General features: G+C 39.2%; 5 protein-coding genes. All 5 read left to right on the top strand.

What is annotated here, in order from left to right; translation table 11 throughout:
- The coding region (locus tag Q763_RS16815; protein ID WP_035136218.1) for a T9SS type B sorting domain-containing protein at nt 1–239 on the top strand (239 nt) is incomplete at its 5' end.
- Nucleotides 240–363: 124 nt separating this feature from the next.
- A complete protein-coding gene (locus tag Q763_RS16810; protein WP_035136217.1) occupies nt 364–690 on the top strand; it encodes a YegP family protein in 327 nt (108 codons plus the stop codon).
- A gap of 363 nt (nt 691–1053) precedes the next feature.
- A complete protein-coding gene (locus Q763_RS16805; protein WP_157499516.1) occupies nt 1054–7038 on the top strand; it encodes a T9SS type B sorting domain-containing protein in 5985 nt (1994 codons plus the stop codon).
- A gap of 3 nt (nt 7039–7041) precedes the next feature.
- Nucleotides 7042–9546: a PorP/SprF family type IX secretion system membrane protein gene (locus Q763_RS17635; RefSeq protein WP_052123496.1), complete on the top strand. Its 2505-nt coding sequence runs from the start codon at nt 7042–7044 to the stop codon at nt 9544–9546.
- 61 nt (nt 9547–9607) lie between these two features.
- Nucleotides 9608–21112, top strand: an 11505-nt coding sequence (locus tag Q763_RS16795; RefSeq protein ID WP_157499514.1) for a beta strand repeat-containing protein, incomplete at its 3' end; no start/stop codon positions are given.

The following is a 21112-nucleotide window of genomic DNA, read 5'->3' as shown; positions in this document are numbered from 1 at the left end:
ATGATACCTGGAACATCATCGGACTGAACCAACCGGATGCTAAGGTATACATCTTTGACCGTTTTGGTAAACTGATCAAACAGATCAGCGCTACGGACCAGAGTGAAGGATGGGACGGTACCTACAACGGTAACCCGCTACCGGCTACGGACTACTGGTTTAGCGTAACCTACCGTGAACTGGTAAACGGAGAACCTGTAGAGAAAGAGTTTAAGGCTCACTTCTCACTGAAGAGATAATATATTTAACAAACTATAAAACAGAAAAGGCAGTCTATTGGCTGCCTTTTCTATTAACAATAAATTAAGGTTTTGTTGGTGAGATATTGTTAAATTTGAGTTGAATCAAAAAATCAATATTGACATGGGAAAATTTGTTAAAAAAGTAGCCAAGAACGGAGACTTCTATTTTAACCTGAAAGCAGGTAATGGTGAAGTGATTTTATCAAGCGAAATGTATAAAAGCAAAGCGTCTTGTGATAACGGAATTTCATCTGTAAAAGAAAATTCACCAAGTGATGAAAGATATGACAGAAAAACGGCCAATAACGGTAAACATTATTTCAATCTTAAAGCCAGAAACGGACAGGTTATTGGGAGTAGTGAAATGTATGAATCGGCTGCCGGGAGAGATAAAGGTATAGAGTCTGTTAAAAAGAATGCTCCGGACGCTTCGGTAGTTGAAGAGTAAGAAAGTTTTTAAGTCTTAAAAGCGGTGTTATTTAGTAAGAATAACACCGCTTTTTTTATTTAAAATTTAAATAAATTAAGTGTTTATAGAATTAATCTTGTTAAAGTATTGTTAACATTTTTATTAACATATTTCAGTTTCTTTATTTAAAAAGTAAATTTTTTATATAGTTTTTTCTGTTAATTATTTAAAATATGTTTTTTAAGTAAATGTTAAATTTAAACTTTAACATAGTCGTATTGCATCTAAAAAGTGTTTTTTATCGTATTTAATGAGTGTTTTGTCGATTTGTTTTTTTGATAAGAATTTGTTTACATAGGTTTATTCTTGAAAGTTGAAATTCGCCAAAAACATCAACTAGAAATGCACAACCCTTTTGTAAAAAAATATTTACTATTCTACTTTTTTGTAGTGTGGATAGGATTTATTAGCTGCGTTAACGCGCAGATAGTAATTTCTACTCCCGCTATTGGGTTTACACAGGCATGTGCTTCCTCTACTTTTAACAATTATAATTTCTCGTTTTCATTCTTTCCTCCGGCAAATCTTGGTCCGGGAAATCAGTTTATAGTTGAACTTTCTGATAATGCAGGCAGTTTCACTTCTCCAACTACAATTGCTACATTAACCAATACGACTTCTCCTGTAAATAGTAGTTTTGCATTACCTACTACAGCCTATGGCGAGGGCTACAGAATTAGGGTTAGAAGTACAAATCCGGCACAGACAAGTGCTTCGAGTGCTGTTTTTGCTGCTTACTATGCAGTGCACAATCAACCATTTGCTATAAACAGTAATGTAAGTACTGTTAGTTTATGTGGTGGTTCTTATGATTTGACTATTGATGATTTAGGTACGCCGGCCTCTCCGGTTTACTATCCTCAGTTAAATTATATATGGTATAAAGATTATGTTGAGATTCCCGGAGAAACAGGTTCTACTTTAACAGTGACCGAAGCCGGTTCATACTATGCAGTAACCGATTATGGGTCGTGTAATATGGATTCTTATTCTAATATTGTACAGGTTACAGTCCAGGAATTACTTACTCCAACCATACAATCGCAGGGAGGGCAAACAACAATATGTCCGCCCGGGGGTATAGATCTCACAAGTGTGCTCCAGGATCCGGGGTATACATATAAATGGTTTAAAGACGACATAGAAATACCGGGAGAAACGGGGTCTGTTTACACTGCTACTGAAGGCGGTGTTTATCATTTAGTGCTGACAAGTAACGGATGTGAGTTTGAATCGAATGCTATAACGCTTGATTCAAATGACTTTACACTTGATATAGATCCCTCGGTTACTACTTCAATAATACCGGGAGAAACATTAACTCTTACTGCCATTACCGATGCTAATTCGCCAACTGTTGAATGGTATAAGGATAATGTACTGATTGCCGGGCAAACAGGACTTACACTTAATATCACTGAACCGGGAGAGTATAGGGTTTCGGTAAGCCAAACGTCGCCATGTTCAATTACTAAAGAAGCAACGGTTAATATTGAATACCCTACAAGTTTCAATTTACTTATACAAACATCGGCTTACACCTCATGTGTAAGTACATCGGTTACGCTTTCTATTTTCCAGTTTGATACTACACTTTTAAATGGAGATGTAATTAATCTTATAGGTAATTTATACGGATACGGTTACCAGTGGTATAAAGATGGTGTTGCGGTAGCAGGAGCGACAGGTACAACACTTGCATTAAACGATCCGTCATTAAACGGTAGTTATGTGCTTAAAATTACTTTGCCGGGATATGGTGTTTTGGTTTCAAACACTATCAATATAAACTTAGGAGTTCCAACTCCTGTTATTTCAGGTAATACTACATTATGTGAAGGTGGTACTGTTTTATTTACTTCGAGTGTTAGCAGTGCAGGTTATACCTATCAGTGGTACAGAAACGGAACTGCTATTCCGGGCGCAACAGCTTCAACCTACACAGCAGACGCTGAAGGAGGTTACTACCTTAGAGTTACCGGAGGTTCATGTATGCAACAGTCTAACTCGTTATCATTGGTTCAGGATGTGATTACAGTGAGTAGTAATAACCCTGTTGTAGATGTAATCCTTCCGGGAGAAACAAAAGTACTTACGGTAACCACCGATGCTAATGGCCCTCAATACGACTGGACTCTTAATGGTAGCCCTATTGCCGGAACAACAGCTACAATAAATGCAACACAGGCAGGAGAGTATATAGTTACGGTAACACAATTGGCAGGTTGTACGGCAACAGCTCAGTATACCTTTACACTAGAGGCTCCTACCAGTTATGATATTACAATTAATCCTGAAGCAGGTTATATGGCCTGTACCAGTACATCGGTTTCACTTGATATAAGCAGTTTTACAGGAACAACCACTTCTGGTACAGTTGCGGTGACTGATTTTGGTTATAGTTACCAATGGTATAAAAACGGAGTTGCTGTTGCAGGTGCTACTACAACGAGCCTTACTTTAAACAGTGCTTCAGAAAATGGTAACTATTACTTGGTTGCTACTTTGCCGGGATATGGTCCTGTAACCTCTAATACAGTAACAGTAAATTTAGCAGTACAAACAGTTACCATTACAGGCGGAACCACTATATGTGAAGGATCGACTACGGTATTAACATCCAGTTTAACAGCACCAACGTATAGCTTCCAGTGGTATAAAGATAATGTTGCTATACCGGGAGCTACTGCATATACCCATACGGTAGATTCTGACGGTGATTACTATATAACCGTAGGTAACGGTACCTGTAACATGCAGTCTAATATAATGACAATAACAACTGAGGTTGTAAATATAACAAGTACCGATCCTGTTTTAGATGTCATAATACCGGGAGAGACAAAAACACTAACTGTTAATACTGATGCTAATGGTCCGCAATATTCATGGACCCGAAACGGAGCACCGATTGCAGGCACTACTTCAACAATCAATGCAACGCAGGATGGTGAGTATATTGTAACAGTAACGCAAACAGTAGGCTGTGCTGCTACGGCACAGTATACTTTTGTGCTGGAATATCCAACGAGTTTTAATGTTTCTATAGCTACTGGAGCAGGTTACATAGCCTGTACCAGTACATCGGTAGCACTTAATATAAGCAGTTTTACAGCTACAACCACTTCGGGTACTGTAGCTATAACTGATTTAGGGTATGCCTACCAGTGGTACAAAAACGGAGTTGCCGTTGCAGGTGCCACATCACAAACATTAACGATTAACAGTGCTTCGGAAAACGGAAATTATTACCTGGTGGTAACACTGCCTGATTATGGGCCTGTAACTTCAAATACTATAACTATAAACCTGGCTGTAGAAACAGTTACAGTAACGGGTGGAAACACAATTTGTGAAGGAGCTACTACAGTACTTACATCCAGCTTAACAGCACCAACATACAGTTTCCAGTGGTACAAAGATAATGTTGCCATACCGGGAGCTACAACTTATAATTATACAGTTGATGCCGAAGGTGATTATTATGTTACGGTAGGTAATGGTACCTGTAACATGCAGTCTAATATTGTAAGTATAACAACAGAGGTTGTAAACATAACGAGTACTGATCCCGTTTTAGATATAATCATGCCGGGAGAGACGAAAACATTAACTGTTAGTACTGATGCCGATGGTCCGCAATACTCATGGACCCGAAACGGAGCACCGATTGCAGGCACTACTTCAACAATCAACGCAACGCAGGATGGCGAGTATGTAGTAACAGTAACACAAACGGTAGGCTGTGCTGCTACGGCACAGTATACTTTTGTGCTGGAATACCCTACAGGCTTTAGTGTAACCATTAACCCTGATGCAGGTTATACGGCTTGTAGCAGTACAATGGTAACGCTTGATATTACCAACTTTATAGCCATAACATCTGAAGGGAATGTACCTGTAACAGACATGGGTTACGGCTACCAGTGGTATAAAAACGGTGTTGCTGTAGCAGGTGCTACTACGCCAAGCCTTACATTAAACAGCGCGTCACAAAATGGTAATTATCATTTAGTGGTTACATTACCTGATTATGGTCCGGTAACCTCAAATATAGTAGCTATAAACCTGGCATTGACATCTGTTACTATATCTGGCGGAAGTACTATTTGTACAGGTGGTACAACAGTGTTAACATCAAGCTTAACAGCTCCAACTTATACCTATCAATGGTATAAAGACAATGTGGCCATACCTGGAGCAACAGGCTCAACTTATACTGCAAATGCCGAAGGTGATTATTATGTTGCGGTAGGTAACGGTAGCTGTAATATACAGTCTAATGTTATGACTATTACTACCGAATCTATCTCGGTAAACAGCACCAGCCCTGCGGTTGATGTTATATTACCGGGGCAGCAAAAATATATTACGGTTACTACCGATGCTATGGGACCTCAATACTCATGGACAAGAAATGGTGTGCCACTTGCAGAAAATACAGCTACATTAACAGCTACTCAGGATGGTGAGTATACGGTAACCGTTACTCAAACCATAGGGTGTAATGCTACAGCACAAATGACATTTATGTTGGGCTACCCAACAGGGTTTACCATTACAATAGCACCTGATAATGCTTATTCGGCATGTTCTAGTACATCTGTAACGCTGAGTGTGTCAGATTTTACGGCAATCACTTCTGAAGGGAATATTGCCATGACCGATTTAGGTTATGCTTACCAATGGTTCCTTAACGGAGTAGCCATACCGGGAGCAACATCACAAACACTAACGGTTAATGATCCGGCTCAAAACGGTAATTACAGGCTACAGGTTATAATGCCGGGATTCTCTGCATTACTATCAAATACAGTATCAATAACATTAAGTTTAGGGAATGTTACTTTATCTCCTAGTGGCTTATTGTGTCCGGATAATCCTCAGGTAGATTTAACCTGTAATATTTCAGATCCTACCTATACTTATGCATGGTATAAAGACAATGTACTTGTTTCTACTAATAATAATTCTGTTTATACAGCAACTGCCGAAGGTAATTACTATGTAGTGATCACAACTGCAAGCTGTTCGTTTACTTCAGATACGCTTAACCTGGAACTTAACGACTTTAACCTTATTCCTGATACACCTTTACAGGATGTGATAATACCGGGAGAGAACAAAGTACTATCAGTAACTACCGATGCTCTTTCTCCTGTATTTACATGGTATAAGAATGGTGTTACGATTCCGGGCGCTACAACATCATCTATTTACGCCAATACAGCTGGTGAGTACAAAGTAGAAGTTAAACAAACTGAGGAATGTGATATTGTAAAGGAACTGACTTTTACGCTTATTTATCCTTCCGGATTTAATATCGAAATAGCTCCTGATGGTGATTTTGTTGAATGTGCCGATACGGCAACCGCTTTAAACATTGTAGCCTTTGATGCTTTAACACAGGGAGGTCCTATTGATATTCTTAATAATAACTATGGTTACGGATACCAATGGTATATGGATGGCTCTCCTATAACAGGTGCTACGGGCACTTCTATAATGGTTTCTGAAAGCGGAACATATCAGCTACAGGTAACTATTCCTGATTTTGGACCGGTATCCAGTAATATCATTACAGTTAATCTTGGTTTTATAGCTGACGTTGTGATTGAAACCGAAGATGTATTTTGTGATGAAGGAGCTACTATCAATATAACTTCAAATGTTAATGATAGTACTTATAGCTATGCCTGGTATAAAGAGGGTAGTAGCACAGTAATAGGTACAGAAAGCTCTATAACGGTAGATGAATCGGGTAGTTATTTTATGGAAGTGAGCTTTGAAAACTGTACTATATCATCAAATGTTATTGAGATTATCCCTTACGATATGTCGCAAATAGCGGTGAGTACAGGTCCGTTTTACGACTTGCCTGAAGGGACAACATCTACCATTACTGCCAGTGGTGCCGAAAGTTACATTTGGTATCATAACGGAGTAATAGTTTCTTATGGACCGGATGTTGAAGTAACTGAAGCAGGTGTGTATACCGTAGTAGCTACGGTAGGTAACTGTGAAGATTCAAGAGATGTAACTGTGTCACTTGTAGAGAATAATGTAATAGCCATACCAAATACAATAACGCCTAATAATGACGGATACAATGATAAATGGGCTTTACCAATTAAGTATGTAAATCAGGAGAATGTAGAAATTGTGATATATGCTGCTGACGGCAAAATTGTTTTCAGGGCATCAAATTATATGAATAACTGGCCGGAAAGTGATTTCACTTATGACACCAAGAGTTTGGTATACTACTATACTATCATGGAAGATAATGAGATTACAAAGCGAGGCTCTATAACTATTGTTGAATAACGGATGATTAAAAATTACTACTCCTTATTTTTCATATTAGTTTTTATTGCCGCTTTTACAAAGGTAAATGCGCAGGATGCGCCCGTAGTAACCTTTAATGTTCCATACCAGAATAACTTAAAGTTTAACAGGTTCTTATACAATCCGGCTTTTTCTTTTGTAAGGGAAGACAATACATATGTTTCACTATACCACCGTAACCAGTGGGTGCAGTTTGACGATTCTCCTAAGGTATATATGCTTAGTTATACAGGGAGGTTTTCAAAAACATCAGGTCTTGGTTTTGGTATCTACCAACAAAATGTTGGGGTAGTGACCAGCTTTGGCGGGGTAGCAAACTACTCATATAACATAAAGCTTAAGGAACGTATGAACCTTACATTAGGATTTAACGTGGCTTATTATAACAGCGGAGTTAATAAAACCAGAACTGTAACGGGTGAACCAGACCCTATAATTATGGAGCTGAGAAACAACTCTCTTGTAAGTATTAAGCCCGGAATTAATTTTAATTATAAAGATTTTGACATAGGTGTTTATGCTGAAAACGTGGTAGACTACGATTTCAAATCGGATGAGATGTCAGAGAAGTATACCGATAAGGTGTATTCAGGTCATGTTATGTATACGCATAAAATGGTAGCTATGAGAGATCTTTTTAAAGACAGCGAGTTTAGTCTTGCCTTGAGGGGGAGAATGAGCGAATTGTATGGTTTTACCTTAAACGGCTCGTTACTGGTACACTTCCCAAGATTGGGATGGTTACAAACATCGTTAGACGATTACTATGGGGTAGGTATAGGTGCCGGTTTTCACCTTACCAAGAGACTATCCTTAGGTTATGTGTACGAAAGAACCGTGAAGGAAGGATTGGTAAACCTTGGGCCATCACACGAAATTATAATGTCTTTTAAGCTAAAGGATAAACTGAGTTTAAGAGAACAAAATAAAAAACAGGGAGAAAAAAAGCAGGCTAGTCTTGAAGAACAACTGGAAGAGTTAGAAGAAGAGATGCTGGCAGAAGAGGAAGAAGGTCTTTATGAGACAGACGTGGAAAGGGATGCCGATATTGAAAAACTGAGAATGGAACTGGACGATGAGAGTCAGTACCTGTTAGATGCTTTGATTAAGGAAGATTCTATAGCTCAAATACATAAGGCAGAGTTTGATAAGAAGGTTAAAAACCTACTTGATTATGCCAAAAGAGAGCAGGCAGCAAGGCTTGAAAGAGCAAAAACAGAAATGCTGCTGATGAAGAGGGATGACCCGGGAGAGGATGCCGAAGAGAATCCGCAAACGCTGGAAGATCTTAAAAGAGCAAAAAGTGGTTACTATGTGGTTTCTACTCCGCCCGATGCAAGAACAGAAGATGAAGTGATCATTGAAAGATACGAACGTTTTACCGAAGCAGCTAATGCGCTTGAAAGGAAAAAATCTGAAGGGATTGAGAAAAATCCTTACCTGATACATGTTCAGGATAGCTCGGAAGATGAAGTGGAGAACATCAAAAGGAGAGAAAGAAATAATGAGGTGACAGATGGTAGTAACACAGGCCGAAGAAATAGTCGTGGTAATTCAAGATCAGCAAATAATAATAGCAGATCTAATAATAATTCCTCTGGTAACGGTGGTGGTATAAAGCTTCCGTCTGTAGGAGTAACAGCAGGTGTGACAACAGGAGGTAGAGGTAATAATACTTCAGGAAGTAATGGTAACAATGCTAATAACGGTGGTAATTATACCGATACTGCACAACAGCCTGCTAACAACGGTAACAAAAGATATAGTGATAATGGTAATGTAAACGAAAACGAAGGGGGATATGCAGATAACGGAGACCAAAATCAAACCAATAATCAGGGGAAGGATAATACAAATGCTACCCCAAATAATACGAATAATAACAATGCTCCTGCAGCACAGGCAGCTACACAACAGCCACAGGCAAGCAGGCAAGCAAATAATAATAACGGGCAAACGGCAACTGCTCAAAAAACGAACACCAGTGCTGCAGGTAATAAGCCGGCAGCAAGCAATAACAGTCAAGATAAAAACACACACTTAACTAATACTAAAAACAATGCTAATGGACAGGGATCACAACAAACAGCGCAAGCGAAAAATGCATCAAAAGCTCCTTCTTCTAAATATGTCAGAAGAGAAGAAGACCTCAGTACAGAGGAGGAGATAAAGGATTACTATGCTGCCAAAACTGATTTAGTAAGGCAGGCACCAAAGAGAAGTGATATATTAACAGTACAGGATGTCGAGCCGGGGTATTATGTTATCGCAAATGTGTTTAGCGAACAGGAAAATACCAATAAGTTTATAAACAGATTGAAAGATAGAGGTATACAAGCCGAATACTTTATTAACCCACAAAATAATTTTAGGTATGTATATCTTAAAAAACATGATAGCTGGAGAGACGCTCTTATTTCATACTATTCAAATGTTAACAATACTTACTTTGATACAGTATGGCTAATGAGCATAAATGTAGATTAATAAGAAAAGACAACTGATTTAATTGTATAAAACCAACTAAAAAACACCAATACAAACACAAATGCATTTAAGAATACACAATTTAAGGATAAAGATCCTGCTAGGGTTTTTACTGTCGTGTTTTGCTATGCAGGCACAGTTAGAGGTACCTTTTACAATAAGGTACCAGGATAATATTAAAGGAGATATTACTCAAATCTCCAATAATATTGTTAATAGGGATACTAATTCATATGATCCTAATGATCGTTATCCGCAACCGTGGGAAAACAGTGGTTATAATGATGATTATACCATGCGTTATATTGATATTGATGGTGATTCGTCTACTTTCAGTTCAAGTAGTGCGACTCTCTCCAGTATTACAGATGTAAGCTGTAGTACGGTAGTTTATGCTGCTATGTACTGGTCTGCAACTTATAGGTATAATAGTAGTTCAGGGAGTGGTAGTAGTACCAGGGTAACTAACTTTAATGAGGTAAAATTAAAGTTGCCGGGAGATGCTAACTATACTGATATTACCGGGACTGTAATTTACGATGGCTTTGGGAGTGCTTCATTAAGCTCTAATAGTCCATACGTTTGTTATGCAGATATTACAACTCTTGTTGCCGGGCTGGCAGACCCTAATGGTACTTATACAGCTGCTAACATACGTGCTACTCAGGGGAGTTTATCAGGAGGTGTTTCAGGAGGATGGACAATTTTTATTGTATATGAAAATCCCAATAAACCAGGTAAATATGTAACTTCTTACGACGGTTTTGCCGGAGTAAACAGCGGGTTGGGAAGTATTGATGTTAATTATACGGGCTTTACAACTGTACCTGCTCCATTACCGGTAAGAGCTAAGCTAATGGCATGTGCACTTGAAGGAGATAGGCTTATTACAGGAGACAGATTAAGATTCAAAGATGCTTCTGAAACAAACTATACTAATCTTTCCAACAATTTAAACCCGTCTGATAATTTCTTCAATAGTAATATAACTTATCTTGACGACGGTGATGTTGAACAAAATTTTACTGATAGGGTTCCAAACAGTAGCAATACACTTGGATATGATGCTGATATCATTAATATTAATCAGGGATTAATTCATAATAGCTCAACGGGAGCTAATTTAAGAATCACATCTACCGGGGATACTTATTTTATGTTTTTCAATGCACTTAGTGTTGATATTATCGAGCCTGAAATTCAGCTGGTAAAAACGGTTGAAGATTTAGCTGGTAATGATATTGGTGGTGCCGATGTAAACCTTGGTGACTTTTTAGAATATGTAATAAGTTTCCAAAACTTAGGTAATGATGATACGACTTCATTTACCATTACCGATTTACTTCCTGAAAATACTTACTTTAATTCGGTAGACATCAGTGGGGCACCGGGAGTTACTTATACATACGATCCGGCTACAGAACAGGTAACTTTTACTATTCCTGATAATCTTGTTGAAGAAGATGATCCTGCTTATACCATAAGATTAAGAGTTCGTGTAGCCGAAAGCTGTAACGATCTTAAAGATGCCTGTTCTAATATTATTCAAAATAGTGCTTATGCTACCTATCAGGGTGTGTTAAACAGTAATGTTATTTCAAACGACCCTAGTATTGCAGGGATTAACGGTTGTGGTCAGCCTGTTACAGGGCCGGCAAACTTCCTTGTAGATATAGACGATTGTAATTTTGAACGTACAGTAACCCTTTGTTCTACCTCTGTTGATGTTTCGGCACCAGACGGGTACGACAGTTATGAGTGGTATGATAGTGATGATAACTTAATTGGTACAACACAAACCATAACTATAACTGCAGAGGGCGAATACTATGTGATAAACACTGCAGCTGCTCCATGTGTTTCTACTACAGAACACGTAACGGTAAACAGCTACAGTACCATTATACCAAACCCGGTTATACCATTTGCCGATGAAACACCTATGTGTGCAAACAACGGTAAGGTTATGCCGAATATCTTTTTATGTGGTGCAGATGATGAACGATTAATTCAAACAGGTATTACAGATGCTACAAGTATCAGCTGGCAAAAACTTGATGAGTCAGCTTGTTTATCAGCTTGTAGTACATGTGGTGATTTACCTTCAGACTGTCCTTGGGTAGGCTGTCCTAACAGTAGTTGGGTTGAAGTAAGCACAGGTCAGGATTATACTGCAGATATTTCAGGTCAATACCGATTAGTAGTAAACTACGACGGATGTTTTGGTACATTCTACTTCAATGTGTATAAAAATCTTCTTGATCCTCAATACACAAAAGAAAATATTGTTTGTGGTAGCGACGGAAATATTACCATTACAAATGTACCTGCAGGTTATGAATATCAGTTAGTAAACCAAAGTACAAATACTGTTATTTATGATTATGCCGATGGCATGGGGCCATCATTTGATATTACAGCTTCAGGTATTTATACCGTTAATATCAGACAACAGGGCGTAGATGCTACACCGGGTAACACTTACTGTGAATTCTCGGTAGAAAATATAGGTATACAAAACAATGCTATTAGTGTTAATGTTATTACCGAAAACGCAACGTGTGACGGTTTAGGTAGCATTAGGCTACAGGCATTAAATGTAGGTCCGCAATATTACTTTGAGATTACAGGTCCTTCAAGTGATTCACACGGTCCTGTAACCGATAATAACCACCTTTTTGAAAACCTTAACCCTGGTACATATAATTATACCGTTACTACAGATGACGGATGTAGTGAAACAGGTTCGGTTACAATTATAGATGAAAGTGACCTTGATTTAGTAGCATCTGTTTCTCAGAATATTTCCTGTAAAGAGGGTAATATCCAAATGAATGCTTCCGGAGGTAAAACACCATACATCTATGCTGTTTACAGTCAAAATGGTGTACTTCAAAACCCTACTGCATCAGATTTCCAAACCAGTGTGATTTTTGATGTACTTATAGGAGATGAAGGGGATTATGTGTTCATCGTAATGGATGGCAATGGTTGTACAACACTTTCTAATGAAGTTACCATAATCATTGTTCCTGATGTTACATACACAACTTCTGTAAATATGGTGAGTTGTAATGGTGCTAACGACGGATCAATTATATATACTGTTACTAATACTAACGGTTATAATGTGTCTTTTGATCTTTTTGATGCTACCGATACAATAATTACATCAAACAATTCGGGTTCATTTACTTCACTTGCTCCCGGTGATTATACAGTAGTTTTACGTGAGACTAAAGGAAACAGAACTTGTGAATTCCCATTTGACTTTACTATTACTGAACCAGATCCGATAACAGGAGGTACTGCAGCAGTTACACAGGAATTTGACTGTACTATATTAGGTTCTTTAGGGGCTACGATAACAGTAGATACTTCTACAATAGCAGGTGGTACACCAACTTATGAATACAGTATTGACGGAATTACTTTTGGTACAGCAACCAGCTTTGCAGGTCTTACTGCAGGTACTTATACTATTACAGTAAGAGATGCTAACAACTGTACTCATGTAATAGACACTATCGTGATTGACCCTGTAGTACCGCCGTCAGACCTTACTGTGAGTGCCACTACACCTAGCTGTCCGGCATTGACTTCAGATCTTACTCTTACAGTTACAGGAGGCGAGGCACCGTTTAATTACGAAATTACGGCTCCTGCAGCAGCAGTAACAAACAACGGAACAAACAATGTGTTTACAGGTCTTACCGCAGGTACATATACCTTTATGGTTACAGATAGTAAAGGATGTACTTACAGCGAAAACTATACAATACAACAGTTAACCCCAATTGCGGTTAACGGTCAGCCGGTAAGCAATGTTACTTGTTTTGGTGCTACAGACGGAGCACTTAACTTTAACGTTTCGGGCTTCTCTACAAACTATACTTATGATGTAGTTAACGGAGCATCTACTTCTGTTTCCTCTTCTGCATCGGCTACAAATGCTACAATTGCCCTTACAGGCCTTGCGGCAGATACATATACTATAACAGTACAGGATAATGTTACAGGTTGTACAGCAACTGCAACGGTTACTATTAGTGCGCCATCTGCAGCTTTAGCAATTACAACATCTGTAAATCCTATTACCTGTCTTGCAGACGGTAGCTTAAATGTTACTGCAACTGGAGGATGGGGTGGTTATGAGTATACCTTAACACAACCGGATTCCTCTATAGTAGGACCACAATCGGGTTCATCATTTACTGGACTTACTCAAAACGGTACTTATACTATATCGGTAACAGATGCTAATAACTGTACCGTTACAGATACATTTACTTTATCAACACCAGTACCACCTACGGCTTCAATTTCAGGTTCTGATATTTGTTATGATGCTAATGGAGCTTCACTAACGGTATCGGTTACAGATGGTACAGCTCCGTTTACTTACTCTATTAACGGAAATCCGGGTCAGTCATCTAATGTATTTGCCAGCTTAACACCTGGTAGTTATACTATAGTGGTTACCGATGCTTACGGATGTACTGATTCAGTTACACAAACCATAGCGCCAACACTTACGGCTATGGCTTCTTTTGTAAAAGGTTTAGACTGTACAGTTTCTCCCGATGCAGAAATAACTGTAGCTATAAACGGAGGTACTGCACCTTACACTTATGAAGTTTCTTCAAACGGTGGTACTACTTACGGTGCTTCATCGGCAGTAGCAGGGTCTTCAATAAGTTTCCAAACAGCTACTGCAGGATCTTTCAGATTCCGTATTACAGATGCTAACGGATGTGTGGTACAATCAAACATTATAAACATTGCTCCACTTACATTACCGTCTATTACTTCTGCAACACAGTCGCAGGCAGTATTATGTAATGGTGACAGTTCTGGTGCTATTACTATTGTTGTGGATAACACAACAGGTACAGGTCCATTTACTATAAACGTATATAACGATACTACAAGTACTGATTATGGTACACAAACTACAGGTTTACCTGCGGGTAGTTATACGGTAACCTTAACAGATGCCAACTCTTGTACAGATACAGCTACTGTTGTTATCACAGAACCGGATCCTATTACGTTTAATGTCTCTATTGTACCAATTACATGTAATAACCCGGATACAACTTTTGGTGAAATTATAGTTGAAAACACGGCTGGTGGTACTGCAGATTATACTTATTATTTAACAAATAACTACGATAGTTCAGTACAGCAGTACTCAACTACACCAGGTAATGAAGACCATACTTTCCAGGTACTTAACTTTGGTATCTATACCCTTTCGGTTGTAGATGCAAACGGTTGTACTGTTGTAGATGACAATATTGTAATTGCTTCTCCTCCAACAGATCTTGATATTAGTGTAACACCTACACCACCGGCAGACTGTCTTTCGGGAGGTACTGCATCAGTAACAGTTCAGGCGAGTGTAGGTAGTGGTAACTATGAGTTTGCGATTTTAGAGCAATTGAATCTACCTTATGTAGACGATCCGGCAAACGACTATCAGCCTGCTAACTCAGGTTCAGATACAAGAATATTTACAGGTCTAATTCCCGGTATAGTATATACATTTGTTGTACATGATATCACAACAAACTGTTACTACTTTAAATCGGCAGATATTGCTATTCCGCCATTATCTACATTAACATCTACTATAGATACGGTTAATAATGTAACCTGTACAGGTAATGCCGATGGTAATATTACCTTCACTATAGATAATTATGACGCTGCTACTACTCAGGTAGGATATGAGGTATATTATGCACAAACTAATACACCGCTTTCTCCGGTAGTAGGAGGAACTATACCGGTATCTGGCGGGCCGGAAATGGTTTCAAATGTAGGACCATTAGCTCCGGGTACATATTATGTGTTATTTACTGAACTTGACGGAGGTTTAGCAGGATGTACTAATGCTTCTGCTCAATTTACAATTGTTCAGTCGGCTGAGCTTCTTGAAGTGTCAGCTCAGGTTATAACAAACGATAACTGTAACACTAATGCAGGTGTTATATCGGCAACTGCACAGGGTGGTACAGCACCATACCAGTACTTAATACAGCCAAGTACAGATGCTGCACCAACAGCAGGAAGTGCAGGATGGAGTAGTGCTAACAGTTTTAATGTTGAGGGTGGTACTTACACGGTTTATGCAATGGATGCTTACGGATGTATTCAGCCAATTGCTGCACCAATCACTCTTGATACAGATCCTTCTCCGGTTATTGCACTGTCTGTTGTTCAGCAATGTGATACTGCCGAAGGCAATTATTCAATTCAGGTAGACCTTACTACAGCAGGTATGCCTCCATATACTTACAGTTTTAACGGAGGTGGATACCAGGCACAGTCGGGTACTACGTTTACTTACGACGGTCTTCCTTCAGGAACTTATACAGTAGAGGTTAGAGATGTTAACGGTTGTACTAACCTTCAAAACATCACTATCTATCCTCCTTTAAACCTAACACCGGCAGTTACAGCACAGCCAACCTGTGCAACTAACGATGGTGAGATTACGGTAACAGCAGCAGGAGGTTCGGGTAACTATACCTACGAGCTTCAGGATTCATCAAATGCTGTGATTGTTGCTGCAAATGCTTCAAATGTATTTACAGGTCAGCCATTTGGTGATTACATCGTGGTTGTTACAGATACTACTACAGGATGTAGCGAAACAGCTACTGTTAGTCTTGAAGAACCTACTGCGGTTGTATTTACTTACGTTTCACAAAATGTGAGCTGTAACAGTGCAGATGACGGATCGATAGTAGTGACTCTTGATCCTTCTAACGATAATCCTGTTTACACTTATACACTTGATGACGGAATTAATCCGCCGATAGTACAAAACTCTAATACATTTACAGGATTAGCTGCCGGAACGTATGATATAACAGTAACTTCTGGTAAAAACTGTACAGCTACCGAAACAGTAGTGATTACAGAACCTGCAGTATTAACACTTACTGCAACAGCAACTGATTTTGCCTGTGATGCTACAAACACAGTTCAAACATCGGTAATTACTGCAACTGTGGGAGCAGGTACTGGTACAGCTCCTTACACTTACAGTATAGATGGTACGAACTTCTTTACAACAAATATTTTTGAAGTTGTAGATAATGGTGCTGTACAAAATATTACTGTTACCGTTAAGGACAGCAACAACTGTACGGCAACATTCCCGCTAACAATAAACCCGTTACCGGAAATAATAAGTGTTGTCCCTACACTACTAACAGAAATAACATGTAACAATGACGAAACAGTTACTATTACGGTAACAGGTGGTTCGGGTGACTTTACTTTTGATCTACTTCCGTTAGGTTCGCAGGCTTCGGTAACACCGGGTCCCGGAGTATACACAGCAACATTCGACCTTACTACGCCGGGTAGTTATAACTTCCAGGTAACAGATAACGTAACAGGTTGTTATGAAGTTACTTCAACACCATACGACATTGTTCCTTTTGATACTATAGCGGTAGAGGCTACAGCTTCTACTCAGGTTACCTGTTATGGTGATGCCGATGGTACTATCACTATAAACGTAACAGGTTATACAGGAAACTACGACTTTGTAGTTACCGATTCTTTAGGAAATACAGTAGGCAGTGGCAGTAATGCCACAACTACAAACCCTTATACAATAACAGGTTTAGTAGCAGGTAACCATTATGTTACTATTACAGCTACAGACAGTCCTTTCTGTACTGCCGATTCTAACGTGATAACAATTGGTTCTCCATCAAATCCGTTAGTACTAAACGCTTCTCAAACAGCAAGCGTTACCTGTACAAACGATCAGGGAGAAATTATAGCTACAGCTACAGGTGGTTGGGGTACTTACCAGTATGAACTGGTAAATAATACCACTTCAAGTACGGTTCAGGCTTATGCTTCAAACAGTACTTTCACCGGATTAGCAGCAGGAAACTATACCGTTTCGGTACAGGATGCCGGAGGTTGTATCGTTTCTCAAACTATTGATTTGGTTCAGCCTGCACCTATTACGGCAAGTATTTCGGCTTCTGCAACAGCGCTTCTTTGTAACGGAGATAATACAGCTACTATAACAGCAACATCTGTTACGGGAGGTGAAGGAGTATATCAGTATATACTTAATACTTATGATGATGCCGGTACTACAATAGTTTATAGTTCAGATGCACAAATAAGTCCGTCGTTTAATAACTTAGGTGCTGGTATTTACAGCATAACAGTAACAGATGGTTGGAATTGTGACGTTACTACAGTAACAGTTGAGATTACAGAACCAGATCCAATTCAGGCTTTCCTTAGCCTTACAGATACATTAACCTGTACAACAGGTGCAGAGATTACAGTTTCTGCAACAGGAGGTACAGCACCATACCAGTACAGTTTAGATGGTGTTACTTATAGTACTAATACGGTATTCCCAATTGCTTCGGCAGGAACATACCAGGTATATGTAACAGATGCTAATAACTGTACAGCAGTATTAAGTAACGAAGTTACAATACTTGCGGTGCCGCCATTAACAATAAACTTAGACCTTACCAATGCAGTAATTAACTGTTTTGGTGAAGCTACAGCTTCTATTACGGCAAACGTAACGGGAGGTTTAGGTAACTACAGTTATGAACTTCTTGATAGCGGTAGCAATGTTATTGCAGGTCCGCAAACGGAGAATACTTTTACTGGTCTTGCAACTGGTACTTACTACGTTCATGTGATAAGTGGTGACTGTGAGGAAACTTCTCCGGCAATCAACATTACATCTCCGCCGGAATTCATAGCATCGGTATCGCATACAGATGTACTATGTTATAACGAGCAAAATGGTAGTATTACTGTAACTGCTTCGGGCGGTACAGGAACTGTTCAGTATGCAATTTCTCCAAACCTTGACCAGTTTGTAGACACTAATGTGTTTACTAATCTTGCAGCAGGTTTATATGATGTTATCGCTCAGGATCAGAACGGATGTTTTGAACTGTTCCAGGTTGAAATTTTAAACCCTGCACTTCTTGAGGCTTCAATAGATACTGCAAGCCTTGTTGATGAGGTTTGTTTAGGAGATTCTAATGCATCAATAACTGTTAATATAACAGGTGGTACGGGTACTTATGAAATCGCTATAGACGATCTTCTTGACCCGTCAGATGATGTATTGGCTTATGTGCCTGTAACCGGTACTCAGCATACATTTACTAACCTTGCAGGGGGTACAGCTTATGATATTTATATAAGAGACTCAAACGGGTGTGACGTTAATCCGCAATTACAGCAATATATGCCACCGGGAGTTGATATGACTCCGTCGGCTACTGTGGTTGATAACTGTACTAAAAATGTACCGGGTAATGTAGTAACTGTTGAGTATACTACAACTCAGAGTTTAAATGCAGCAGATATTTCATACTCTGTAGACGGAACTAACTATCAGGCTTCAAATACGTTTACTGACTTGGCACCGGGTACATATACTGCTTATGTACAACACACAAACGGATGTATCAAAACAGTAGACTTTACTATTGATAACCTGTTACCTATTACAGCTACTGCGGCTGCTACGCTTGATGTTCTTTGTAAAGGAGATGCAACAGGTGAGATTACAGTAACAGCTTCAGGTGGTACAGGTACACTTCAGTATGCTATTTCTCCGTCATTTGTATATGGTACTTCAAATGTGTTTACAGGACTTGCAGCCGGTGATTATACCGTTAGGGTAACCGATGACCTTGGTTGTGAGCTTGAAATAACAACCGTAACTATTGATGAGCCAACAGATGCTCTTACAGCTACTATAGACGATATAACGAATGAGATATGTTTTAATGACGAAGACGGTACTGTTACTATTACTGTAGCAGGAGGTACTGCGCCATACTTTACGAGTCTGGATTCAAATAATCCGGCCGACTTTACTCAGGACCTGTTTACTTATACTAATCTGGCTCCAGGTACACATACCATTTATGTAACCGATGCTAACGACTGTACTATCACTACACCACTTACTTTTGATGTAGAAGAGGGTGCAGATATGACTCCGTCAGCAACTGTAGTTGATAACTGTACGGGTAACGTACCGGGTAATGAGGTTACTATCAATGTGGCTTCTTCTCAAACACTTAACGCTGCCGATTTAACGTACTCTGTAGATGGTACTACATACCAGGCTTCAAACGTGTTTAATAATTTAGCTCCGGGTAGCTATACTGCTTACGTGCAGCATGCTAACGGATGTATTAAAACAACAACATTTACAATTAATACGTTACAGCCAATAGCAATTGATACTGCAACAGTAACTGCTGATGTATTATGTTTTGGTGATGCAACAGGTGAGATTACAGTAACCGCTTCAGGTGGTACAGGTACACTTCAATATGCTATTTCTCCTGCATTTGTTTATGGTACTGCTAACGTATTTACAGGTCTTACAGCAGGTGATTATACCGTTAGGGTAACAGATGCTCTTGGTTGTGAGATTGAAACAACAACATTAACAGTAAACGAGCCTACTGCAGCACTTACGGCTTCTGTAGACGGTGTTACTGATGAGATATGCTTTAATGCTGCAGATGGTACTGTAACTGTTACAGTAACAGGTGGTACTGCTCCATATTCAACAAGTTTAGACGGTGCAGCTTATGTTCAGGATCAGTTTGTTTATACAGGTCTTACAGCAGGTACACATACTATTAATGTTATGGATGCTAACGGATGTGTTATCGCTACACCACTAACATTTACAGTTAATCCGGGTGTAAGTATCCAGCCGACAGCCGATACTTATCCTACATGTACAAACAATATACCGGGTAACGTAACCTTTATACTTACGAACCCGTCTATAGATCCTGCTGATCTTCAGTACTCTTTGGATGGGGTAAATTATCAGGCTTCTAATACATTTGCAGATTTAGCCGCAGGAAACTATACTGCTTATGTACAGCATACAAACGGATGTATCCAAACAGTAAACTTCACCATTAATGCACTACAGCCTATAGCTATAGATAGTGCTGTTGTTACAGCCGATGTGTTATGTTTTGGTGATGCAACAGGTGAGATTACAGTAACCGCTTCAGGTGGTACAGGTACTCTGGTTTATGCAATATCTACTGATGCGGCGAACTTTACTACCAATAACGTATTTACAGGTCTTACTGCGGGCACATATACTGTAACAGTAAGAGACGATATAGGTTGTGAGATTACAACAGGTAATATAGTAGTTAATGAGCCAACGGCTCCGTTAAGTTTAGACAATGCAGCTACTACTGATGAGGTATGTTACAATGCTGCCGATGGTACAGTAACCCTAACCATTAGTGGAGGTACTGCGCCATACTATACAAGTGTTGATTCTGGCAATCCTGCTGATTTTGTTCAGGGTCAGTTAGTGTACACAGGCTTAACAGTTGGTACACACACTATTTATGTGACTGATGATAACGGTTGTGCTATCACACCGTTTGAAATAACTATTAACGAAGGTGTTGATATGACACCATCGGCTACAGTAGTTGATAACTGTACGAATAACGTACCGGGTAACGAGGTTACAGTTGATGTGACTTCT

Origin of the sequence: Flavobacterium beibuense F44-8 (assembly GCF_000769915.1) — a bacterium.
Taxonomy (GTDB): Bacteria; Bacteroidota; Bacteroidia; order Flavobacteriales; family Flavobacteriaceae; genus Flavobacterium; species Flavobacterium beibuense.
This window is presented reverse-complemented; position numbering and strand designations above follow the sequence as displayed.

What these genes read in the sequence shown, in the direction of transcription:
- Q763_RS17635 (WP_052123496.1), top strand. Translation starts at nt 7,042, where the DNA reads ATGATTAAAAATTACTACTCCTTATTTTTCATATTAGTTTTTATTGCC.
- Q763_RS16805 (WP_157499516.1), top strand. Translation starts at nt 1,054, where the DNA reads ATGCACAACCCTTTTGTAAAAAAATATTTACTATTCTACTTTTTTGTA.
- Q763_RS16810 (WP_035136217.1), top strand. Translation starts at nt 364, where the DNA reads ATGGGAAAATTTGTTAAAAAAGTAGCCAAGAACGGAGACTTCTATTTT.